At 72.7% G+C, this 23924-nt stretch carries 15 protein-coding genes; 7 read left to right on the top strand and 8 right to left on the bottom strand.

Annotated features, from left to right (window positions below):
- Window positions 1–26 precede the first annotated feature (26 nt).
- The 4 genes from AB0F70_RS05495 (at window position 27) to AB0F70_RS05480 (ending at window position 3611) form a co-directional block, all read left to right on the top strand.
- Window positions 27–644, top strand: coding sequence for a helix-turn-helix domain-containing protein (locus tag AB0F70_RS05495; protein WP_357444359.1), 618 nt, complete (start codon window positions 27–29; stop codon window positions 642–644).
- Entirely contained in the window at window positions 641–1927 is a 1287-nt protein-coding gene (locus tag AB0F70_RS05490) for an MFS transporter (RefSeq protein ID WP_357444356.1), read from the top strand. The genes AB0F70_RS05495 and AB0F70_RS05490 overlap by 4 nt, the downstream gene beginning before the upstream one ends.
- 91 nt (window positions 1928–2018) lie before the next feature.
- A complete protein-coding gene (locus AB0F70_RS05485; protein ID WP_357444353.1) occupies window positions 2019–2981 on the top strand; it encodes an alpha/beta hydrolase in 963 nt (320 codons plus the stop codon).
- A gap of 36 nt (window positions 2982–3017) precedes the next feature.
- Window positions 3018–3611 (top strand): GNAT family protein, encoded by a 594-nt coding sequence (locus tag AB0F70_RS05480; protein WP_357444350.1) that lies wholly within the window; start codon window positions 3018–3020, stop codon window positions 3609–3611.
- A gap of 41 nt (window positions 3612–3652) precedes the next feature.
- Here AB0F70_RS05480 and AB0F70_RS05475 read toward each other — a convergent pair whose 3' ends face one another.
- On the bottom strand, window positions 3653–9406 hold the full coding sequence (locus tag AB0F70_RS05475) for a hypothetical protein (RefSeq protein WP_357444347.1): 5754 nt from the start codon (window positions 9404–9406) through the stop codon (window positions 3653–3655).
- A gap of 149 nt (window positions 9407–9555) precedes the next feature.
- Between AB0F70_RS05475 and AB0F70_RS05470 the strand changes: the two genes are divergently transcribed.
- Both AB0F70_RS05470 and AB0F70_RS05465 read left to right on the top strand, forming a co-directional pair.
- Window positions 9556–11211, top strand: a complete 1656-nt coding sequence (locus tag AB0F70_RS05470; protein WP_357444344.1) for an AlkA N-terminal domain-containing protein — start codon at window positions 9556–9558, stop codon at window positions 11209–11211.
- A gap of 25 nt (window positions 11212–11236) precedes the next feature.
- Window positions 11237–11809: a methylated-DNA--[protein]-cysteine S-methyltransferase gene (locus AB0F70_RS05465; RefSeq protein WP_357444341.1), complete on the top strand. Its 573-nt coding sequence runs from the start codon at window positions 11237–11239 to the stop codon at window positions 11807–11809.
- Window positions 11810–11865: 56 nt separating this feature from the next.
- On the opposite strand, the gene AB0F70_RS05460 is transcribed toward AB0F70_RS05465, so the two are convergent.
- The 3 genes from AB0F70_RS05460 to AB0F70_RS05450 form a co-directional block, all read right to left on the bottom strand.
- Window positions 11866–12795 (bottom strand): carbohydrate ABC transporter permease, encoded by a 930-nt coding sequence (locus AB0F70_RS05460; protein ID WP_357444338.1) that lies wholly within the window; start codon window positions 12793–12795, stop codon window positions 11866–11868.
- On the bottom strand, window positions 12792–13778 hold the full coding sequence (locus tag AB0F70_RS05455; protein WP_357444336.1) for a sugar ABC transporter permease: 987 nt from the start codon (window positions 13776–13778) through the stop codon (window positions 12792–12794). The genes AB0F70_RS05460 and AB0F70_RS05455 overlap by 4 nt, the downstream gene beginning before the upstream one ends.
- A 131-nt stretch (window positions 13779–13909) precedes the next feature.
- The gene (locus AB0F70_RS05450) at window positions 13910–15304 is read right to left on the bottom strand and encodes an ABC transporter substrate-binding protein (RefSeq protein ID WP_357444332.1); all 1395 of its coding nucleotides are present in this window, start codon (window positions 15302–15304) and stop codon (window positions 13910–13912) included.
- Window positions 15305–15593: 289 nt separating this feature from the next.
- On the opposite strand from AB0F70_RS05450, the gene map reads away from it, so the two are divergent.
- Window positions 15594–16373, top strand: coding sequence for a type I methionyl aminopeptidase (gene map / locus AB0F70_RS05445; protein ID WP_357444329.1), 780 nt, complete (start codon window positions 15594–15596; stop codon window positions 16371–16373).
- Window positions 16374–16479: 106 nt separating this feature from the next.
- Here the strand turns inward: map and AB0F70_RS05440 are convergent, their stop codons facing one another.
- The 4 genes from AB0F70_RS05440 to AB0F70_RS05425 form a co-directional block, all read right to left on the bottom strand.
- Window positions 16480–17331 carry an HAD family hydrolase gene (locus tag AB0F70_RS05440; RefSeq protein WP_357444326.1) on the bottom strand — a complete coding sequence of 284 codons (852 nt, stop codon included), beginning with the start codon at window positions 17329–17331 and terminating at the stop codon, window positions 16480–16482.
- Between the two features lie 103 nt (window positions 17332–17434).
- Window positions 17435–18238, bottom strand: a complete 804-nt coding sequence (locus AB0F70_RS05435) for an HAD family hydrolase (RefSeq protein WP_357444323.1) — start codon at window positions 18236–18238, stop codon at window positions 17435–17437.
- Between the two features lie 61 nt (window positions 18239–18299).
- Window positions 18300–19571 (bottom strand): serine--tRNA ligase, encoded by a 1272-nt coding sequence (gene serS / locus AB0F70_RS05430; RefSeq protein WP_357444320.1) that lies wholly within the window; start codon window positions 19569–19571, stop codon window positions 18300–18302.
- A 9-nt stretch (window positions 19572–19580) separates the two neighbouring features.
- Complete coding sequence (locus tag AB0F70_RS05425; protein ID WP_357444317.1) at window positions 19581–23903, bottom strand: hypothetical protein; 4323 nt, start codon at window positions 23901–23903, stop codon at window positions 19581–19583.
- Window positions 23904–23924: the final 21 nt, after the last annotated feature.

The raw sequence follows: 23924 nt of genomic DNA, 5'->3' as shown, positions 1-23924 counted from the left end.
AGTTTGTGCATGGGTATTGTGCACGCATGCCCGCTGCTCACGATAACTTCCGCCTCACTCCCGAGGCCGTCAAGGTGCTCGCCCACCCGCTCCGCTCGCGCCTGCTCGGCACCCTGCGGCGCGGCGGCCCTGCGACGGCGACCACGCTCGCGACGGCGCTGAACACCAACTCGGGCGCCACCAGCTATCACCTGCGCAAGCTCGAGTCCGTGGGCCTGGTCGCGGACACGGGCGAGGGCGCGGGCAAACAGCGCCTCTGGCGCGCCGCCACGAGCTCCCACAGCTGGGAGCGCACGGAGCTCGCCCACGACGAGGACGCCGCGACCGCGCTCGGCTGGCTGGAGCGGGACTACCTGCGCCTGTTCAGCAACGACTTCGGCCACTGGCTCGACGTCGCCGAGGCGTGGCCCGGCGAGTGGCAGGACGCGACGGGTATGGGGGACGCGTGGGTCACCGTGAACCCCGAACAGCTCCAGAGCCTGCGCCGCGAGCTGGACGAGGTCATCGAGCGGTACCGCGACGCTGAGCCCGCCCCGGGTGCGCGCCGGGTGACCTTCTGGCAGGCGGCCTACCCCCTGGATCCGGACGAGCTCCCCGACGGCGAGCGGGATGCCACCGGGGCCAACGAGACGGAGACGTCATGACGCCGCTGACGCCGGCCCGAGCCCGGCAGGTGTTCCTGCTGCTGACCCTTACGCGGTGGTTCCCTGTCGGGCTGATCGTCACGGTGACCACCCTGCTGCCCATCGAACGCGGCCTGTCGGTGCCCGAGACGCTCACGGCGCTGACCCTCACCGGGTTCACGGTGCTCCTGCTGGAACTGCCGACGAGCGGTCTCGCCGACTCCCTCGGCCGCCGTCCGATGCTCATCGCGGCGGCGGTGGTGCAGGTAGTGGCGGCAGTCCTGTTCCTCACCGCTGAGACGTTCTGGGCGTTCGCGCTGGCCGCGGCGGCCACCGGCGTCTTCCGGGCGCTCGACTCCGGCCCGATGGAGGCGTGGTTCGTCGACACGGTGCACGCCACCGAGCCAGGGGCCGACGTCGACCGGCCGCTGGCCGCGCACAGCACGGTGCTGGGTGTCTCGATCGCCGCCGGCGCCCTCCTCTCGGGTGTGCTCGTCTGGTGGCACCCGTTCGAAGCCTGGTCAGCGCTCGCCTTCCCCTACGCGGTGTACGCGGTGCTCTCGGCGGTTCACCTGGTCGCCGTCACGATCCTGGTCCGCGAGGTGCCACGCACCCTGCCGCCGTCGGACGGCCGGACCGCTGGGGTGGCCGGCCGGGTGCTGGAGTCCGCGCGCCAGGCGCCCGGCGTGATCCGCGACGGCCTGCGGCTGGCGCGCGACAACCGGGTGCTGCGCTGGCTGCTGCTGGTCGAGGTGTTCTGGAGCGTCGGGATGGTGGTGTACGAGACGTTCCAGCCCATCCGCCTGGCCGAGCTGCTCGGCGGGACCGCCGACGGCGCCGCGGTGGCGGGCCCCGCCGCGGCGGCCGGATGGGCGGTGTTCGCCGGCGGGGCGGCGCTCAGCGGGCTGGCCACGCCCCGCATCGGGGTAGCACGCACGGCGATCGTCGCGCGTGCCCTCAACGGTCTCGGGGCAGTCTGGATGGGACTTGCGCTCGGCCCGGTCGGCCTGGTCGCCGCCTACCTCGTGACCTTGGGGATGCACGGTGCGAACGGGCCCACCTACCAGGCGCTGCTGCACCGCGAGGCCGAGTCCCGGAACCGTTCGACGGTGCTCTCCATGGCATCGATGGTGTCGTTCGCGGCCTACTCCCTGGGTGCCCCCGCGCTCGGCTGGGCGGCGGGCGTCCTGTCCATCCAGGCCGCCATGGTGATCGGGGGAGTGTTCAGCACCCTGGGTGCGGTCTGCTTCCTCCCGGCGCTTCGGCGGGAACGGACGCTCGCTACCGCCGTCGCCCCCCTGTAGGCGCTCGGTTACCTATATCGTCAGCCGACGGCAGCACACACGGCAGACCACACGGTGGGCCGGCCAGGCAGGCATGACGCACAGGAGCGACATGGACGACAGCGGGAACGACTGGACCGAGGACGTGCTGGGCGAGGGCTTCGCGGCCCGCACGCTACGGCTCCCGGGCGGTGCCGAGGCGACGCTGGTCCGCTACACGCCCGAGGACGGGCCAGGCGTCGGGCGACCGCCAGTGCTGTACGTGCACGGGTACACCGACTACTTCTTCCAGCGCAATCTCGCGGAGGCGGTCGCCGGGCGGGGCTACCCGTTCTACGCGATAGACCTGCGCGCCCACGGGCGGTCCATCGACGCGTGGACGACGGCGGGCGGTGCCCCCAACATGGTGAACGACCTGCGGCTCTACGAGCAGGACCTGGACGCGGCCGCGGAGGTCGTCGCCGCCGACGGGCACGCCGGGCTGGTGCTCCTGGGGCACTCGACGGGCGGGCTGATCATCTCGCTGTACGCGGACGCGCGCCCCGACCGGGTAACGGCCCTCGTGCTGAACAGCCCGTGGTTCGACCTGCGAGGAAGCTGGTCCGACCGGACGCTGCTCACCCAGGCCCTGTACCTGCTCGGGCGGATCGCGCCCCGGACCATCGTGAACAAGCAGCCGAGCGAGGACTACGGGCGGGCACTGCACCAGGCCACGAACGGCGAGTGGGACTACGACCTGCGCTGGAAGCCGCACGGTGGGTTCCCCGTCCACGCGGGCTGGAGCGCCGCGATCCGGCGCGGTCACCGCCAGGTCGGCCGGGGGCTGGCGGTGCGCTGCCCGGTGCTCATGTGCACCAGCGACAAGACCGGGCCCGACGGCGGCGAGGCGGCTGTGATGCTCAGCACCGACGCGGTCCTCGACGTCGCGCACATGCACGCTCGCGCCCCGAAGCTGGGCGGGAAGGTCGATGTGGCGATCATCGACGGCGGCGCCCACGACCTGGCCCTGTCCCCCAGGCCGGCCCGCGAGAAGTACCTGGACACGGTCCTGGACTGGCTCGACGCGACGGTCTGAGCTCGTGGTGGTTCGAGCTCGTGGTGGGATAGCCGCATGCAGCACGATCTCCACCTCGCCGCCCACGGCGTCCGTCTCGAACCGCTGTCCCACGACCATGCCCCGGCTCTGGCCGGCCTCGTCGACGCGCGGCTCTGGGCGGGTATGACCAGCGCTCTCCCGGACACCACCCCGGCGATGGAGGCGTACGTGGACGCCGCCCTCGCGGCGCAGGACCACCTTGCCTTCGCCGTGCTCGGGCCCGACGGCGAGGTGCGCGGCTCGACGCGGTTCTACGAGCTGAGCGCCCGGCAGCGCCGGGTCGAGATCGGCTCCACGTTCTACGGCCGGGACTGGTGGGCGGGGGTGACGAACCCGGCGTGCAAGCTGATGCTGCTGCGGCACGCCTTCGACGAGCTGGGGCTGCGCCGCGTCGCGCTGCGCTGCGACGCGCGGAACGAACGGTCACGCGCCGCGATCCTGAAGCTCGGCGCCCGGGAGGAGGGCAGGCTGCGAGCGCACCGCATCGCGCCCGACGGCTCGGTGGGCGACACCCTGTACTTCTCGATCCTCTCGGAGGAGTGGCCGGACGTCCGCGACCGCCTCGAGGCGCGCCTCACGGCCGGCGCCGGCGTGCCCGAACCTCGCTGACCCCGCCGCCGCGGACGGCGGCGGGGTCACACCTGGCGGCGTCAGCGCAGGTCGCGCAGATAGGCCGCGGTGCCTCCGGAGGCCGCCGTCCTGCGCTCGTCGAGCGTCGCGATGATGAGCAGCACGACGGCGGCGGGGACGAGGGTGAGGATCCACGGCAGCGGTGAGACGCCGACGCCCAGCTTCGCGAACACGATGACTACCTCGACGGCCAGCGTCCACACGCCGAGCCAGAACGGCGCCGACAGGCGCAGACGCGACCCGACGAGGACCGACGCCAGCGCGGCCAGCACCACCCAGGACGCCCGGATCGTCAGCGGGTCGGTGGCGGTGGACAGCACCGAGGGACCGACGAGGGCCGCGATGCCGAGGCCGATGGTGCGCCAGGAACCGCCGTGACCGAGTGGCCAGGTCATGAGGCCTACCGAGACGTCCTTCGGTTCGCCCGCCGCCACCCAGCGACGCAGCGCCGTCGCGCCCGACCAGATCAGGCCGGCGCCCAGCATCACCGAGAACGCCTCGACGCGCAGCTCGCGCGGCGCCCAGGCGGCGATCGCGACGGCGGCGGCGCACAGCCAGACCAGCCACGGTGGTGCGCCGACTCCCGGTCGGCCCGCCCGCCGCGTGACCAGCACGAGCAGCGCGAGCAGCCCGAGCTCCACCACCAGCAGCGACACTATCGAGCCCCATACCGGGCGGGTGTTCACCACCGCGCCGAGCGTCCCGAGCACCAGGCCCGGCGCCATGCCCCAGCGGTCGAGCCACGACGCCGTCCGGCCGTGTGCCGACCGGCGAGCAAGGACGGCCGCCGTGACCAGGAGCGCGCCCGCAAGGAGCGCCCACCCGAGACCGGCGGCGAACACCCAGTCGGCCCCGACCTGCGTTCCGAACGGGGAGCCGTCGTACCAGGTCAGCGGGGGCAGACCGGGCGCAGGTCCCCCGGCGGACCCGATCCAGTACACCGGCTCGCCCGCGACGTGGAGCGACTCGACCACCCCGCTCAGCGCGGCCAGGGTGCCAACGGCCACCAGGCCGCGCCGCACCGGACGCGTCCACGAGTCGCGCAGGACGGCGAGTCGCTCGCGTACGGGCCGCAGGCCCAGGGCGTACGCCGTCGCCAGGGCGATCACCGCGCCGCCCACCAGGGCGAACGGCCGCCAGTCGGCGGGTTCGGTGCGGGTCAGGTGCACCACGAGGCTCGGCACCACGGTGAGCCCGGCGCCGACGGCGGCGAGCCGCCACGCGTGCGTCGCGGCGGTGACCGGCGCGGTGCCGGTGCCGGTCGTCGTGCCGGCGGCCGTCGTGGCCGCACCCCCGGCGTCGGGCTCCGCGCCGGGCTCGGAACGTCCCCTCCGCCAGGCGACGAATGCACCGACGGCCACGGCGGCCAGTGCCGGCGGGAGCGTGTAGGCCTCGACCAGCTGCACCTCGCCGCCACCCAGCGCCGTCCAGAGCGCCGCGAGCCCCAGCGCACCGACCAGCGGCCAGACGCCCCGCCGCCCGGGCTCGCGGGCCACGAGCACGGCGCCCGCCATGAGCAGCAGCAGCACGGCGACCGCGACGTCCGGCCCTGCCGCCGGCCGCGCGTAGGCGAGGAAGACGGTGATGGCGCCCGTGAGAAGTACCGACCGCTCCAGGCTCCGGCGTACGGCTGCCGCGAGCAGCGGCCCGCCGTCGGGCACGCGGGTGGCTATCCGTTCCGCGATGCGAGCCGCCCCGCCCGCGACCGCCGACACGAACAGCGCGACGGCAGGCAGGACGTACGGGGACCCGGAGACCTCCAGGACCATGGCCCCCACGCTCGTGACCATGACGGACGCCGTGGGAAGCAGCAGGAAGGCGGCTCCGGCCCGGACGACGTGCGCCAGGCCCACGCGGGCGGTGAGCAGCAGCACGAGCTCGAGCGCCAGCATCGCCGCCGCGGCGCCCGCCGACCACCAGGTGCGTTCGAGCACCACCGTGACGACGCCCGCCGCGAACGGCCCGGCGGTGACGCCGAGGACCACGTACCACTCGTTGCGCGAGGTGCGTCCGCCGAGCGTCACCGCGATGGCGACGAGCGAGGCGACCGCCGAGACCGTGCAGATGGCCGCGACGGTGGACAGATCGAGCCAGCTCAGCACGACGCCGAGCACGGCCAGCGGGTACGCGTACCCGGCGCCGACCAGCCACGGGTGCGTCGTCGGCCGCAGCACGGCGCGCAGGGAGAGCAGCAGCGCGCAGACCACGAGCGCGCCGGCGGCCGCCGTCGGGCGCGACGCCCACGAGAAGGCGAGCAGCATGCCGGTCGCGACGAACGCTCCGGTGAGTGCGGTGGCGCGGGCGAGACGCAGGTCGGCGCCGGTGACGCCGGTCCCGCCGATCGAACGCAGCCGCCCCGACGCGCGGACCAGCCCCCGGACCGCCCCCTGCACGGCGATGACGGCCGGGCGCAGCGTGCGCCAGGCCGCCGACCGGTCGGCCGTCGCCGCGACGAGCACGAACGCGAGCACCGCTACGGCCGTGACCGAGACCGCGGTCATGAGCCGAGGGTCGAGCACGAGGCCGAACGCGGTCAGCAGCACGGCCACCGGAGCGACCACTGCCTCGACCCGCCGCCCACGCCGCGCGAGCCTGGCGGCCAGCAGCGTGACGACCACGAGCGCGACGGTCCCCAGGTGCGCCCACGGGAGGTTCAGGCTCATGAGGCTCTCGGCGTCTCTGACAGTCGGGTCAGCCGATGCCGGGGGAATCAGCGCGCCGGTGGGCAGCGACCAGCTGGTGCCCCGCACCGACCAGGCAGCTACCCACGCGTCCGTCACGCGTACCAGGACCAGCCCCACGGCCGGAGCCGCGGCGGCCGCCGTGACGATCCAGCCGCTCAGCAGCAGGTCGTCCCGGGTAGCCGGGGCCAGCGCCCCGCGGACGGAGCCGAGGCCCGCCATCCGCAGCAGACGCGGTGCGGTCAGGAGCGCGAGCGCCGTCCACACGCAGGCCGCCCCGAACGGGACCCAGCCGGCTCCCGACCACTGGCCGATCCCGCCCAGCAGGCCACCCGCAGAGACCGCGAGCACACCGCCGACGACCGTCCAGTGCCGGTGGTGGGTGGCCCGCCGCATGACCGCGACAGTCACGGCCGCCAGGGCGACGAGCAGCGCGGTGCCGCCGAGGCCCGGCAGCGCCTCCGGCTGGTCGACGAAGAACGACAGGAGCACGGCGAGCGGGACCGTCACGAGCGCGACGACGTCGAGCACAGCGATCTCTGCCCGTAGCCGCGACCTGATGCGCGGCCCGGAGGCGAGGCGGGCGGCACGCCCGAGGAGCGTGGTGAGCGCGGCGGCGAGGAGCGCCACAGCGGGCAGCCACGAGCCGTCGGCCGGGTCGACGACGCCGAGCAGCAGCAGCGGGATGCCCGGAACCGCGAGGACCCCGACGGACGTCCACGCCCTGACCCGGAGCACATGGCCGAGCACCGCCCCCGTGAGGACCACAGCGGACCACAGGACCGCGGTCGTTCCCAGCCTGGTCAGGGGTGCGACGGGCACCGTGAACACCGCCAGGAGCGAGGCGACGAGAGCGGCGGGCAGCCCGGCGGCGCGCACCACCCGCAGAACCCGCGACTCCACCACGAACAGCGACCCGCCACGCGCGTCGAGGCGCCGGGCGAGCGCCGGAAGCAGCCGCATCCCCGTCCACGCGACCACGGCGACCAGCACCAGGGCGAGCACCCACCACCAGACCGACCACGCCGACCCCGCGGTGTCGGGCAGGCTCAGCGCCACGAGCACCGGCACCACCGGCGCGGCGAGGACCGCCGTCGTCAGCCAGGACCGGACGCGGAGCCGGTAGCCCAGCGCGACCGCGAGCAGCACCACACCGGACCACAGCACGGTGGTCGCGCCCAGCCTCGTCAGGGACGGCAGGGCCTCCACTGTGCAGGACGCCGCCAGCGCGAGCGGGAAGGCCGCCGCGCGCATCACCCGTAGCGTCGTCGCCTCGATGGCGAAGACCGCGCCGTGCCGCTCCGAGAGCCTCGGCAACGCGCGGCCTGCCGCCCAGCCGACGAGCCCGACCAGCACCAGGGCAAGCACCCACCACCACATCGACCACACCGAGGCGGGCAGGCTCAGCGCGACGAGCACCGGCACCAACGGTGCGGCGACCAGTGCCGTCGTCGTCCAGGACCGGACGCGCAGCCGGTACCCGAGCACCGCGGACAGGACGACCACGGCGGACCACAGGACGGCCGTCGAGCCCGGCCCCGTGAGCGGCGGCAACGCTTCGGCACCCCGTGCGGTGAGCAGGGCGAGCGGCAGTCCGGCGCCACGGAGGATGCGCAGCATTCCCGCCTCGAGGTCGAACGTGACGGCACCGCCGAGCCGCCGCGCGAGCTTCGGGAGCTGCAGCATCGCCGCCCAGGCGAGCACCGCGACGAGGACGAACGCGAGCACCCACCACCACACGGACGCCTCGGGGCCGGGGAAGGCGAGCAGGACCAGCACCGGCACGAGCGGCGCCGACAGCAGACCAACCGATGCCCAGGAGCGCACCCGCAGCCATGTCCCGAGCACCACGGAGAACAGCGCGACGCCGGACCACAGGATCGCCGTCGTGCCCGTCACGGCATCCGGCGTCACCACCTGGGCCCCGAGCGCGGCCAGCAGGGCGAGCGGCGGACCGGCAGCGCGGATGACCCGCAGCACCCACGTCTCGGCGGTCAGCCGGGTGCCGGACCGCTCGCCGGCCAGCGGCGCCACGCGCATCGCCGCCCACGCCACGACGCCGACCAGCAGCAGCCCGAGCGCCCACCACCACAGCGACCACACGGTGAACGGCAGGCCTGCGGCGACCAGTACCGGAACCACCGGCGCCGACACCAGTCCGGCCGAGACCCACGACCGCACCCGCAGCCATGCGCCCAGCGCGACGAAGCCGGGGGCCAGCACCGCGAGCACCGTGGCCCGGGCGAGCGCCGGATCGACCTGTCCGAGCAGGCCCGCCTGCATGCCCAGCTCGACGTCCACCCAGGCGAGCACCACCGCGAGCGCGGCGACTGCCTCGCTGGTCGTGCGCAGCCCGGCCCGGCGCAGCAGGGCCCCGACCGTGACGGCGGTGGCAGTGACGATCCCCGTGACGACCGCCCGCAGCAGCAGGTTGTCGCCGAACGTGAAGAACACGAAGACCACCGCTGAGACCGCGAGCAGCGCGGCTCCCGCGCCTGCCAGGATCGGCTGCAGCGAGATACCCGGGCCGGACGGTCGCGGCGCCGCTTCCCGGCCGGCGGCGACGGGCGTCGCGGCAGGCTGCCGCGGGCTGGTCACCGCCGGAGGCGCCGCCTCCGCCTGGCGCACCGGCGGCGCGGACGGCACCTGCGAGATGAACGGCAACGGCAACGGTTCTTCGAGCGCCGGCGCACGGGGCGCCAGCGGTGCGGGTGCCGGCGGTGCGAACGATGTAGGCGCGGTCGGTGCCGGCTGCGTTGGTACCGGCTGCGTCGGTGCCGGTGGCGCGGGGACCGGCACGGTACCGACGACGGGCGCCTGACGTGCCACGCCGTCCGCGGCCCGCGCGCCGGTGCCGACCTCGCCGCCCGTCCTGATGCCCTGTGCCCGCCGCATCGCGTCGAGCACCGCCTCGCGGTCCCGGAGGTTGCCCGCCGCGGAGACGGACAGCCGCCACACCTCCTGCGCCTGCCCACCCGAGACGTTCAGCCCGCAGGCAGCACAGACGACGGACGCGAGGTGTTCACCGCAGGCAGGACACCGCGTGGTGTCGGTGAGGCGGGCGACGACGTCGCCGGCCCAGGTCGGAGGCATGCCGGACATCCTGTCTGAGTTGTCAGCAAACGCGCCATCTATCCACAGGGTGAGTCGACCGGAGTGAAGATCACCCGCGGTCGGCGCGGGCACCGCCGTGTCCGAAACCCGCTAGCCGCGAGGTCCGGGCGCGGCGCAGGATGGTGGCCATGACCGACGTCGAGCTCCGCGATCCAGCGTTCACCGAGCGTTACCGCGCCATCGCCGCGCGTGACTCCCGCTTCGACGGGCAGTTCTACACGGCGGTCCGCACCACGGGCATCTACTGCCGGCCGTCCTGTCCGGCGCGTACGCCGAAGGCGGAGAACGTCGCCTTCTACCTGACGTCGGCCGCCGCGCACGAGGCCGGGTTCCGCGCCTGCAAGCGCTGCCTCCCCGAGGCTGCCCCCGGCACACCCGCCTGGGACCTGCGCCGGGACCTCACGGGCCGGGCCATGCGCCTCGTCGCCGACGGCGTCGTGGACCGCGAGGGTGTGTCCGGGCTGGCCACGCGGCTGGGGTATTCGGAGCGGCAGCTCCACCGCCTCCTGGTCGGCGAGCTGGGGGCGGGGCCGCTGGCCCTGGCCCGGGCCCAGCGCGCGCAGACCGCGCGTGCGCTCCTGGTCGGTACGTCCCTGCGGCTCGCCGACGTCGCCTTCGCGGCCGGCTTCGGCTCGATCCGGCAGTTCAACGACACGGTCGCCGAGGTCTTCGGCGCGACGCCGTCCGAGGTGCGCGCGCGGGCCCGGCGCTCTGGGCGTGGCGCGGCGGGCACCAGGGGCCGAGCACGTCCGAGTAGCGCCGAGGTCGGCAGCTCGCTTCGGGCCGACGCCGAGTTCGGCAGTCCGCACCGAGGTCGGTCCAGGCCTGTGCCGACCTCGGTGCAGGGTGCCGACCTCGCGGACTCAGCTCAGGAGACTGCGGACGAACCCGTACGAATCTCGCTCACCCTGCCCGTCCGGGAACCGTTCGACGCGCAGGGGGTGCTGGAGTTTCTAGCCGTCCGCTCGATCGAGGGCGTGGAGACGTCGGACGTGAGCGCCCTGCGGTACGCCCGGACCTTCGCCCTGCCGCACGGTCCCGGTGCGTTCGAGGTGCGCGTGCCGCGCCCGGGCAGCGGCCGGGTCGACCTGGACCTCGAGCTCGCCGACCTGGCCGACGCGCCGGTCGCCGTCGCGCGCGTGCGGCGCCTGCTGGACCTCGACGCCGACCCGGTCGCGGTCGACTCGGCCCTCGCCTCCGACCCAGTGCTCGCGCCGTCGGTCGCCGCGGTACCCGGCATCCGGGTACCCGGGACTCTCGACCCGGCCGAGCTGCTGGTCCGCGCCATAGTGGGTCAGCAGATCAGCGTCGCCGCGGCCCGCACGCACCTGTCCCGCCTCGCGCAGGGTGTCGGCACGCCGTACGCCTCCGCGTTCGAGGGCCTCACCCGCCTCTTCCCCAGCCCCGCCCAGGTGGCGGACGGCGCCCCCACGCACCTCCGCCTGCCCGCCCGGACCCTGGCGACGGTGGTCGGCGCCGGCCGCGACCTCGCGGACGGCACGCTCGCCCTCAGCGTCGGCGACGACCCCGAGGACCTGCGCCGACGTCTGGTCGCCCGACCCGGCATCGGCCCCTGGACGGCCGGCTACGTGGCGCTGCGCGTGCTCGGCGACCCGGACGTCCTCATGGACGGCGACGTCGCGCTGCTCGCCGGGGCGCGCAACCTCGGCCTTGTCTCCGCGGAGGCACCCCGGCCCCACCAGTTCAAGGAGCTCGCCCGACGCGGCGCGGTGTGGGCGCCCTGGCGCTCGTACGCCGCCATGCACCTCTGGCGCTCCGCCTGACATGTCATCCCACGGAAGGAACACCATGTACGCAACCACTCTCACCACCCCGGACGGCCCGTTCAGCATCCTCGTCGGCGCGGCGACCGGCACGATGACCGGCGCGGCCGGCCCTGCGGGCGGTCCCGCCCAGGAGGCGGTCCTGGCCGGCGGCTGGACCGACGACGTCGACTCGCTGCTCGCCCTCGTCCACCCCACCCTGCGGCTGGGCACGGGTCCGGGGCAGGTCGCCCTGCCGTCATCGCCGGACGGGATGCTCGCCGAGGCCGCGGACGCCGTCCGCGCCTACTACGACGGCGACCACGGGGCGCCCGGCCGCGTGCCCGTGCGGCAGGCGAGCGGACCGTTCCGGACGCACGCGTGGGACACGCTCCGCGAGGTGAAGGCCGGCGAACGCCTGACCTACACCGAGTACGCCGCCCGGGCGGGTCGGCCCGCTGCGGTGCGGGCGGCCGCCGGGGCCTGCGCGATGAACGCGGCAGCCCTCTTCGTGCCGTGCCACCGCATCCTGCGCACCGACGGCACCCTCGGCGGGTTCCGCTACGGCCTGCCGATCAAGGAGAGCCTGCTCGCCCGCGAAACTCCCTCGCTGGGGTAGTCGTCCGGCGAGGTAGTAAGCACTACCTCGCCGGACGACTACCTCAGCGGGGTGGGTCAGCCCTTGACCGAACCCGCCAGCAGGCCGCGCACGAAGTAGCGCTGGAGCGAGAGGAACACGATCAGCGGGACGATGATCGCGATGAACGCGCCGGCAGACAGCACGTGCCAGTCACCGCCTCGCGAACCCGCCATCTCGGCGATGCGCACCGTCAGCGGGAACGTGTCGGGGCCGCCCATGACCAGGGCGACGAGCAGGTCGTTCCACACCCACAGGAACTGGAAGATCCCGAACGCCGCGATCGCCGGCGTGAGCAGGGGAAGCATCACGGAGAAGAAGATCTTCACGTGCCCTGCCCCGTCCACGCGTGCCGCCTCGACGAGGGACGCAGGGATGTCCTTCATGAAGTTGTGCAGCAGGAAGATCGCCAGGGGCAGCGCGAACATCGAGTGCGACAACCAGATGGGCCAGAACGTGCCGTTGATGTCGATGTCCACGTAGGCGGACAGCAGCGGGATCAGCGTGATCTGGATCGGCACGATCTGCAGCGCGAACACCGAGACGAACAGGATGTCGCGGCCCTTGAAGTCGATCCACGCGAACGCGTAGGCCGCCAGCAGCGCGATGGTGATCGGGATGAACACCGCTGGCAGCGTGATCACGAACGAGTTCACGAAGTAGCTGGCGAGGTTGCTCGAGCTGTCGAACAGTGCGGACTCGTAGTTGCGCAACGAGAACACACCCTCGCCCGCGAACGCGTCGCCGAAGACCGTCCACCAGCCGCTGAGCCGGATGTCCAGCTCGGGCCGGAACGACGTGACCAGCAGCCCGAAGGTGGGCACTGTCCAGGCGACCGCGATCACCAGGGCGATCCCGCTCGCCCACGGCGAGGTGAGCTTCTTCTTCGCCTTGCGCGCCCGGTCGCTGACGGTCGACGGCGGGGGTGTCACCTTGGGGGGCGTCACCGCCGGCTGTGTCGTACTCATCGGACCTCCTCGGCCAGGCGCATCTGGCGCACGTTGTAGATGATCACCGGGATGACGATGACGAACAGCAGCACGGCGAGCGAGGCGCCCAGGCCCGCGTTCTGCTGCCTGAAGCTCTGCTCGTAGAACTCGTTCGCCACGACCGAGGTGCCGTACCGGCCGGCGGTCATGGTGCGCACGATGTCGAACGCCTTGAGCGTGGTCATCGCGATGGTGGTCAGCACGACGACGAGCGCCGGGCGGATGCTCGGGATGGTGATCCGCCAGAACATCCCGAAGCCGGACAGGCCGTCCAGGCGGGCCGCCTCGACGATGTCGGTCGGGATCGCGCGGATCGACGCCGAGAGCAGCGTCATCGAGAAGCCGGTCTGGATCCAGATCAGCACCACCATCAGCAGGAAGGTGTTGAGCGGCCGCTCCAGCAGGAACTGGACCGGCTGGCCGCCCAGCCAGACGATGAGCTGGTTCAGGAGGCCTGTCTGTTCGACGCCCTCTGGCCTGAACTCGTAGACGAACTTCCAGATGATGCTCGCGCCCACCATCGAGATGGCCATGGGCAGGAACACGAGCGCCTTGGCGAACTTCTCGAACCGGCTGTGGTCCACCACCACCGCGTAGACCAGGCCGACGAACGTGGCCAGCGCCGGGGCCACGAGCACCCACAGTGCGGTGTTCCCCAGGACGAGCAGGAACGCGGGCTCGCTGAAGGCCCTCATGTAGTTGTCGAAGCCGATGAAGTCGGGGGTCGTGCCCCTCTGGAACGAGTTCACGATGGTGCCGAAGGCCGGGTAGAGCAGCCCGACCGCCAGGAGGATCAGCGCGGGCCCTACGAATCCCGCGGCCACGAACCACTTCGACGGGTTCCGCCGCCGGTCCACCACGTAGAGGATCAGCGCCATCACCACGATGAACAGCGCGATCGCGATGATCATCAGCAAGAACTTGTGTACCGGGTCGTCCCCGGCATGCAGAAACCAGTCCATGGATCCTCCAGATCCTGGTCGTCAGGTCCGGTCGTCATCGTCCGGGCCGAATGCCTGGCCCCAGTGCCCACGGAGGCGCGGGACGTGATGTCCCGCGCCTCCGCACGTCACTCAGGGCCGAGAGCCTTGCGTCACTTGGGCCAGGACTGCTCGATGTCGTCCGCGACCTCCTGGCTGCTGGCGTCAGAGGCGAACCACTCGGTGATCCCACCCCAGAAGGAGCCGGTGCCGACAGCGGACGGCATCAGGTCGGATGCGTCGAACCGGGCGACCGTGGCCGGGTCGGCCAGGATCTCGGCGGACAGCTTGTCGAAGTCCGTGGCCAGCAGCTCCGGGTCCAGGCCGCTGTTCGCACTCACCCAGCCGCCGGCCGGCGTCGCCGCCGCCTTGGAGTTGGCCCAGTCCGAGCTCGACAGGTAGGTCTGGAACGCCTGCACCTCGGGGCGGTCCGCGAAGGCCGCGATGAACTCACCGGCCACCAGGGTCGGGCGCTCGTCGGTGGTCTCGGCCGGCAGGTAGAACGCGTAGACGTCGCCGTCCGGCGCCACCACGGTGTCCTCGGGCCACTGCGTCTGGTAGAAGTTCGCCGCGCGGTGCATCCAGCAGCTTCCCTGGAGGATCTGGAAGCCCGCGTCCGTCCAGGGCGCCGTCGCGATCGAGTCGACCCCGCCCAGGCCGCCGTTGACGTAGTCCGGGTTCTTGAGGATCTCGCCGGCAGTGTCGAACGCGTCGACGATCTGCGGGTCGTTGAACGGGATCTCGTGGGTGTACCACTGGTCGTAGACCTCAGGGCCGGCGGTGCGGAGCACCACGTCCTCGATCCAGTCGGTGCCCGGCCAGCCCGTGGCGTCACCCGACTCGACACCCGCGCACCAGGGCCGCGTGGCGCCATCGTTGTTCGCGGCGATCTCCTCGGTGAGCGCCATCATGTCGTCCCAGGTCTCCGGGATCTCGTAGCCGGCCTCCTCGAACATGGAGGGCGAGTACCAGACGTACGACTTCACGTTCGAGCCCAGCGGTGCGGCGTAGAACGTACCGTCGACGGTGCCGTACTCCTTCCAGTCCTCGGACCAGCCCTCGTCGACGTTGGCCTCTACCTGCGCAGGAGCCGGGAGGACGGCGTCGTACTCCGTCACCAGGGTGTTCAGCAGGCCCGGCTGCGGCAGGATCGCGATGTCCGGCGGGTTGCCGGCCTGGACGCGTACCGGGAGCTGGGCCTCCATCTCTCGGGATGCCTCGTACTCGACGGTGACGCCGGTGCATTCCTCGAACGGCTTGTAGGAGTTCTGCTGCGTCTCCGCCTCGGGCTCGACGATCGTGGTGTAGACGGTGACCGCGGTGCCGTCGAGGTCACCGAACTCTTCGTAGGCGGCGCAGTCGATCTCGAAGGGTTCCGCCGCGCCGCCTCCACCACCGTCACCGCCACCGTCATCTGTGTCGGCACAGGCCGACAGGATCAGGGCCAGGCTCGCGCCGGTCGCCGCTAGGGCGACCGCTCGGCGCTTTGAAGCCATCCGGATAGTCATCTCGTGCTCCTCCACTGCTTCGTGGGCTGAGAACCCTCTGACGTGCGGGTACGGCCCGGCAGACTGCCAGGTTGCCCTTCCTCCACGCAACCGTGGTTCACGATCCAATGCAAGCCCATACAGCACCGCCTTGCATTACGAAATCGTTGCAATCGCCCGTTCGGCCCAAGGCGGGTGAAACCGGAGGTCGCCTTCGCGCAAGGCGACAAACCGCGCAGCGGATCGACGATTCCCGGCGGGACGTAGGCTTGTGCCGCCAGATCCCTGGTGCACCTACGGAAGGACGGTCATGATCGAGCTGAGGACGCCGCGGGAGATCGAGGAGATGCGCCCGGCGGGACGCTTCGTCGCGGACGTGCTGCTCGCCGTCCGCGAGGCCGCGGGGGTGGGTGTGAACCTGCTCGAGCTGGACGAGGTCGCGCACAAGATGATCCGCGACCAGGGCGCGGAGTCGTGCTACATCGACTACCACCCGTCCTTCGGCGCCATGCCGTTCGGCAAGACCATCTGCACCTCGGTGAACGACGCCGTGCTGCACGGCCTGCCGTTCGACTACACGCTCCAGGACGGCGACCTGCTGTCCATCGACTTCGCCGCGTCCGTGAACGGCTGGGTCTCCGACTCCGCGCTGTCGATAGTGGTGGGCACGCCCGCCCCCGGTCGTGCCGAGGCCGACTCGAAGCTGATCCGCACCACCGAGGTCGCCCTGGAGGCCGGCATCGCCGCCGCGCAGCCCGGCAAGAAGATCGGTGACATCTCCGCGGCGATCGCTGAGGTCGCGCACGCCGCCGGGTACTCGATCAACACCGACTTCGGTGGGCACGGCGTGGGCCGCACCATGCACGGCGACCCGCACGTGCCGAACAACGGGCGCGCCGGCCGTGGCTTCCCGCTCAAGCCGGGCCTCGTCATCGCCGTCGAGCCGTGGTTCCTCGAGACGACCGACGAGATCTTCACCGACCCCGACGGCTGGACGCTGCGGTCGAAGGACGGGTCCCGCGGGGCGCACTCGGAGCACACGATCGCGATCACGGAGGACGGCCCGCTGATCCTCACGGCCCGCGGCTGACCCACCCCGCCGAGATAGAACCCTGGCGAGATAGAAGTGGGGCGAGGTAGAACTGCAGCAACCTGCGGTTCTATCTCGCCCTGGTTCTATCTCGGCGAACGCTTCGTCAGAGCAGGGTCTTGAGGGCCTGGATCACGCCGTGCTGCGAGATGTCGCCCACCGTCTCGTGGGCGATCGCCTTCACCGCTTCGGGGGCATGCCCCATCGCCACGGCGCGCGCCGCCCAGGTCAGCATCTCGATGTCGTTGATGCCGTCGCCGACGGCGAACGTGTTGTGCTGCGGAACGCCGAGCGTGGCGCGGATGGTCTCCAGCGACGTCGCCTTGCTCAGGTGCCGAGGTGTCACGTCGATCCAGTCCGGACCGGCCTGCGTGGCGGTGACGCCGTGCCGGCGCAGCGGATCGAGCAGGTCCAGCACGTCCGGGCCGCGCAGGATCGCGCGTGACGCGGGCAGCCCGCCCAGCTCGGCCACCGGGACCACGCGCTGCGCGCCGTTGACCTCGTGCGGTTCGAAGGCCCGGTTGACGCGGTAGCCGATGCCGATCTCCTCGACGCCGATCTGCACGTCCGGGAACCGGCTCAGCGCCATCTGCGCCACCGGTCCGACGTCGAACGTGAGGACGTCCTCGAGCATGTAGCCGTCGGCGCAGGTGTCGCACAGGCGTGCCGTGACGGCTCCGTTGGAGGCGACCACCCACCCGTCGGTGATCCCCAGCTGCTTGGCCACGGGCAGGATTCCCGTCAACGACCGACCCGACGCCAGGACCACGTGGTGCTTCCGGCCACGCACGAGCTGCACGGCCAGAACCGTCGGTTCGGGCACCAGCTGCCCGGTGACCAACAGGGTCCCGTCGATGTCGAGAGCGACCAGGTGAGGCGCGTCGTTACGCACTCGCATGGACACCGGCTGGTCGTCCAGGATCATCACGTACCCCCATGGCACCGTGAGCGCCGTCACCCCTCGACGGATCGCGCCCAAATGTACAGGCTCTCGGCCAGTGATCCATACCTATGCACGGATACCTTTCACCCGTGGCAAGAGCAGTTGGCTATTTTTACCATCAAAGTAGGGATCTGAGCACTTTCACAACACCGTCGTCCTCGATCGATGCCGTCACTTCGTTCGCCGCGGCCTGCACCGCGTCCGCCGCATGGCCCATGGCCACGCCTCGAGCAGCCCAGCGCAGCATGTCGATGTCGTTGCTGCCGTCGCCCACGGCGACGGTGTTCTCGGGTGCCACACCGAGCGCCTTGCGTACCTCCTCCAGGGCGGACGCCTTGGTCACCCCCTGGGGTGCGATGTCCATCCACGCGGACCAGCCGACGGCGTAGGTCACGTCGTCGAACCCGAGGCGCGCGGCGATCTCGTGGAACTCCGCGCTGGTCTCTCCGGGACTGCGCACGACCACCCTGGTGACGTGCCCCGCCCAGAGCTCCTCGAAGTCGACGACGCGGTGCTCACCGTTGAGCTCCCCGTCGGGGAAGAGCTCGGTCATCCGGAAGCCCACGCCGACGTCCTCGACCGCGTAGCGGGCGTGCGGTAGCTCCTCCTTGAGCATGCGGAGCACCGGCTGCGGGTCGAACGTCTCCACCCGTTCCAGGGTGTAGCCCATGTCGGCGGACGGGTCGAGACGAGCGGTCACGGCGCCGTTCGACGCGACGATCCAGGACTCCTCGATCTTCAGCTCCGCCGCGATGGGCGTCATGGCGATGAGCGACCGTCCCGAGGCGAGCACCACGTGGTGCCCCGCCGCGCGGACCGCGGCGACGGCGTCCCGCGCGGCGTCGGACAGCACTTCGTCATAGGTGACGAGCGTGCCGTCGATGTCGAGGGCTACGAGCTTTCGGTCGATGTCGAGGGGCACACCCGCAGCCTACCGACCCGCACGTGAACACCAGCCGACCAGAGACGGAAGACCTTCCGGGCTACTTGGTGGGTTCCAGGAGCTCCAGGCCGCCCAGGTAGGGGCGCAGGGCCTCCGGGACGTAGACCGAGCCGTCCGGCTGCTGGTGGTTCTCCAGGATGGCGACGATCCAGCGCGTGGTGCCCAGCGTGCCGTTCAGCGTGGCGACGTTCCGGGTGGAGCCGTCCTCGGTGCGCTCGCGCACGCCCAGGCGGCGGGCCTGGAACGTGGTGCAGTTCGAGGTCGACGTGAGCTCAAGCCAGCGCTCCTGGGTGGGCAGCCACGCCTCGCAGTCGAACTTGCGGGCCGCCGACGAGCCGAGGTCGCCCGCAGCCGTGTCGATGACGCGGTAGGGCAGCTCGACCTTGGCCATCATGGCCTCTTCCCAGCCCAGCAGGCGCTGGTGCTCGGCCGCCGCGTCCTCCGGGCTGCAGTAGCTGAACATCTCGACCTTGTGGAACTGGTGCACGCGGATGATGCCGCGCGTGTCGCGGCCCGCCGAACCCGCCTCGCGGCGGTAGCACGCGCTCCAGCCGGCGTAGCGCATGGGGCCGTCGGAGAGGTCGACTATCTCGTCGCTGTGGTAGCCGGCGAGGGCCACCTCCGAGGTGCCGACCAGGTACAGGTCGTCCTTCTCGAGGCGGTAGATCTCGTCGGCGTGCGCGCCGAGGAAGCCCGTGCCCTGCATGGTCTCCGGCTTGACGAGGGTGGGCGTGATCATGGGCGTGAAGCCCTCCTGCACGGCCTGGTCCATCGCCATGTTCAGGAGCGCCAGCTCCAGGCGCGCGCCGATGCCGGTGAGGAAGTAGAACCGCGCACCGGACACCTTGGCCCCGCGCTTGGTGTCGATCGCGCGCAGGCCCTCGCCCAGCTCCAGGTGGTCCTTGGGCTCGAAGCCCTCGGCCGCGAAGTCGCGGCGCTGACCCACCTGCTTGAGCTCGACGAAGTCCTCCTCGCCGCCCGCCGGCGCACCCTCGATCACGTTGGCGATGGAGTACAGCACGCGGTCGAGCTCCTGCTCGGCCTCGGTGGCCGTCGCCTGGTGCTGCTTGACGTCCTGGGCGACCTGCTTGGTGAGGGCCAGCAGGTCCTGCTTCTCGTCGCCCTGTGCCTGAGCCACCTTCTTGCCCAGGGACTTCTGCTCCGCGCGCAGGTTCTCGAACTCCGCCAGGGAGGAGCGACGGCGCGCGTCGGCGTCGAGTGCTGTGTCCACGAGGGCGGGGTCGTCGCCGCGGGCCACCTGGCTCGCGCGGACGACGTCTGGGTTGTCGCGCAGAAGTCGGAGATCGATCATGCGCTGAGCCTATCGGGGCTTTCCCGCCGATTTTGTCCGCAGCGCGACAAGCGTCAGCAGCGGCACGGCCGGGATGAGCGCGATCATCGCGATCCGCAGGCCGAAGTCGTTGACCAGGGAGCCCAGCACGGCCATCACCCACATCGCCACGAGCGCGGGCCGCAGGAACTCCCAACGCTCCTGCGCACGCTCGAACCAGGCGGGAGTCAGCCGCTTCCGCCATGTCGTCGGGCCGTACAGCGCGAGCCCGACCAGCACGAGCACGATCACCGTCACCCAGACCGCCGGCCCGCCGGTGATCGAGTTCAGCGCGTACAGGGCCTTGCGCAGCACCGTCGACACCGCCTCGCCGTCGAGCACCTGGCCCACGAACCTGCCGAGGTGCGAACGGGACTCGGGTGGCCGCAGCCAGTCCAGCAGACCGACGAGCGCCACCACACCGACTCCCGCGGCGCCCACCCAGACGAACCGCCACAGGGTGAGGCGCAGCCCGGAGGCGGCGGTGCCGATCACCACGAACGCCGGGACGAGCACCAGCCCGCCGCCGAGGTCCGCGCCGAGCGTCGGCCACACGTCGACCGCCATCGCGATCACTCCCACGACGGTCACGGCCAGGGTGGCCAGCACCCGCCGCCCGCGGGTGACGAACAGCTGGGCCAGCGCGGCCGCCAGCACTATCGCCGCCACCGCGTACACGGAGAAGGTGGGGTTGCCGAAGCCGTAGAACCGCGCGCCGAACGTCGGGGCCGAGCCGAGGGGGGCCGCTCGGTTCAGCGGCGTGCCGAACAGCGCGTCGACGGTCAGCGCGACGAACGTGATGCCTGCGACGACCCCCGGGGCCGCCCACAAGGGCCTGCGCGGGGCGAGCAGGCTGAGCCCGGCCACTGCCGCCGTCACGAGCGCGGTGGCGCCAAGCATCGCGAGCACCGGGAGATCGAACCGCCACCAGCCCGTCAGCGAGACGAGGAACCCGCCCGCCGGGAGGGCGGCCAGCGCGGTCGCGGCGACCTCGGCCGCACGCTGCCACCTGCCCGGGCCCGCGCCCGCGCCGGACCCACGTAGCAGCCCCTTCGCCGGGCTCAGGGCGGCCCGCCGTCGCGTCGCCCACCAGCACGCCCCGGCGAGCGCGAGGCCCAGCCAGAACGGCACGTCCACGAGCCAGAGGTACGCGTCGCGGCGCACGTGGTCGCGGGCCGTCATGTCCGCGAGCTCGTCGGCGGTGAGCCAGGCCGAGGCGGGACGCTCGCCGCCACGCAGCAGCGGCGTCGGGTCGACGTCGGCGGGCAGGTCGACGCCGACGGCACCGAGCACCGCCGCCGGGACGTCCATCAGGCGCGCCACGCCCTCCGTACGCGTGGCCGTGCTGGCCAGGTACCGCGGGAGGCCCTCGTTCGCCGCGGACGGGCGCATCATCGCCAGGCCGAGCTCCAGCGGGTGCTCCGGCACCGTCGCCACGTCGATGACCAGCACCGTCGTGTCCGCCGGAGCGGCGTCGAGGACGCGCCACACCGCGAGGTCGACGTCGGAGACCAGGCCGGCGCGGAGCGCCGCCACCTGCTGGCGGCCGTCCGGCTCCTGCTCCAGCTGCGCACGCTCCGCGACGTCGAGCAGCGCGGACCCGGCGTCCACGAAGGTGACCGGGCAGTCCCAGGCGCCGGATCCCTCGTCCATCGCCGTCTCGAAGTCGAAGTACCTGCCGACGGTGCCGTCCCGTCCGGCGAGCGCCACCGCCGCGCCCGTGCCGACCGCCGTCGTGCACTCGCCCGCCAGGGCCTCACCGAGCGTGCCGGGGTGCGCCGCGTAGCCGGACCCGCGCTGCAGCTCCAGGAACCGTTCCCACTGGTCGACGACGGCGGGGCTGTCGCCCCGCGCCGGGGTCACCGAGACGTCGTCGCAGATCCAGTGGTTGTCGGCGCCGCGATCGTCGGCCACCTCGGCGAGCCGGCCCGCCGACAGGCTGAGCCATCCGCTGTCCGGGCAGCGCGCCGCGCGCCCGTTGGGCAGGGTGAGGCCTGCGGCGTCCGCGCCGTCCGTCAGGAGGCCGTACAGGGTGGGCGCGGGCGCCTGGCCGGTGTCAAGGGACGGCTGGACGTCGGTCCAGCGCAGGCCCTGGGTGCCGATCACGACGACGCTGCCGCCAGGCGGCACGACGGGCGCAGCGGTGCTGAGCGAGCCGGACTCCTCGCCCGCGGCGTCGGCGCCGGGCACCGGGAGCACCGCAGCGGCGAACAGCAGGCTGAGCAGCAGCGCGCCGGACAGGCCGAGGACCGCTGACGGCACGCGGCGCACCGGCTCGGTGTGCCTGCCTGAGGGCAGCCAGCCGCGCGCGTCGAGGAACCGGGTGAGCAGGTCGGACCGCGCCGCGAGCAGCGCGACGAGCGCGAACGGTACGAACAGGAACAGCCCGCGCAGGCGGTCGCCGAGGAAGGGGGCGGCGTCCACCCCGATGGTCACCAGCGCGACCAGGGTCACGGCGCCCACCGCACGCCACGCCGGCCGGGACGTCCGCTCGCTGGTGCCGCGCCGGACGCCGTCGCCCAGCACCGCTTCGGCACGCGGCCGGGTGCGAGCGCGCACCGCGTAGGCCGCGAGGCCGCCGGCGAGCACGAGGCCGGACGCCGCGTAGACCACGAACGCCACGTCGGAGAACCCGTAGAACCGGTCGGCGGTGGCGAGCGACGAGCCGAGCAGCGAACCCTGCAGCAGCGTGAAGCCGGTGCTGCCGTCGACGGTGAGCACCAGCCAGGTGATCCCCGCCGCCGCGACCGCGTTACGCCACGGGGCGGGCGGGAGCAGGCGGGACACCGCGCGGACGGTGAGCGCTACGAGCACCGTCGCCGCGGTCAGCGAGAGAGCCAGGCCGAACTCGGGCGCCGGCCACACCCACCAGCGCGTGAGGGTGGCGAGGGCGGCGGCGGCCGGGGCGGACACGGCGAGCAGCACGGCCCCGAGCGCGAGGCGTTGCCGGTAGGGACCGGGGTCGCGGCGCGGCCGCCCCGTCCGGCGGGGCAGCACCAGCACCAGCACTGCGATGAGCAGGAACAGGACTATCGCGCCCGCGAACGCCGGAACCTGCGCCGGGATCGTGTCCGCGAGCACGTTGATGTACTGCCGGTTCTCGACCGTGCGGGCGACGGTGGTGCGGCGCGGCTCGCCCACCACGACGGGCATGCCGTCGATCTCCGGCTCCTCGACCGCCGGGCCCGGAGCGAGCTCCACCTCAGGGTCCGGGAGCGCGTTGCCGGCCTCGGCCGCGGTCGCGGTCAGGTCGGTGAGCTGGACGAACCCGGTGCTGCGCGAGGCGTCCGACGTCAGCCAGCGCACTCGCGGCACGTCGACCACCCAGTCGACGACGACCTGCAGCCCCTGCTGCGTGAGCGGGGTGTCCGCGATACCCGCAACGAGCACGCGCGTACCGCTCGGCAGGCCGGTCCGCAGCGTGCTGAGGGTGCTGTCCAGCACGTCGAGCGCCGCTGCCCGCTCGGGGCCCTCGGGAAGGCTGCCCGCGTCGATGACGGTCACCGGGCACTCGGCGAGGACGTCGCTCCAGGCGGGGTTCCCCGTGCCCGCGGCACCCGGCTCCGCTGTCTCCGAGGCACTGTCCGGGGCGGTATCCGGGGCGCTGTCCGGGGTCGCGGCCAACAGCGCGTCCAGCGAGGGGACGTACCGGCTCACCCTCCCGTCCTCGCGGGCGAGCATCACGGCGGCGCCCGGTCCGACCGCCGTCGAGCAGGCGTCCGCGTCGGCGAGCAGCTCGCCGAGGAGGCCGGGTGCCGGGGTCTCGGCGGTCTCGGCCGGCTCCTCCTCGTCAGTACCTTCCTCCTGCTCGGGAAGCGCGTCCCAGCCGTCGACCGTCGCGGCGGTCGGCTCGGCGCCGCCTCCGCCGAGGGCCTGCGGTACGGGCGTGCACGACGTCGCCCCGCGCGCCTCGGGCGTCCGGCCGTCCTGTTCGCGGGTGGGCTCCTCCGCCCGTTCCGCGCTGCCCGCCGAGACCGTCCGGCTGCCCGCGGAAAGGGTGAGCCACGCGTCCAGGGGGCACGTCGCGGGATCCGCGGTGCGGACGTTGATCGAGGCGACCGAGCCGCCGCCGATCATGTGCCACAGGTTCGGGGTGGTGCTGCGGGACACGTCGGTCCAGCGCAGGCCGGCCACCCCGACCACGACCACCGGCGCGGCGGGCTTCGGGGTGCTGGAGGCGGCCGCTGACCCTCCCGCGGTGCCGCCCCCTGAGGCGGCCGAGGCGGCAGTCGGGCTCAGCAGACCGAGCAGGACCGCCACGAGCATGACCAGGACTGCGGGCACGGCCAGAGCTCGCGTGGAACTGGGATTCACCCGCCCAGGGTAGATGGCCCG

The organism is Promicromonospora sp. NPDC023805 (assembly GCF_040639635.1).
GTDB lineage: Bacteria > Actinomycetota > Actinomycetes > Actinomycetales > Cellulomonadaceae > Promicromonospora.
This window is presented reverse-complemented; position numbering and strand designations above follow the sequence as displayed.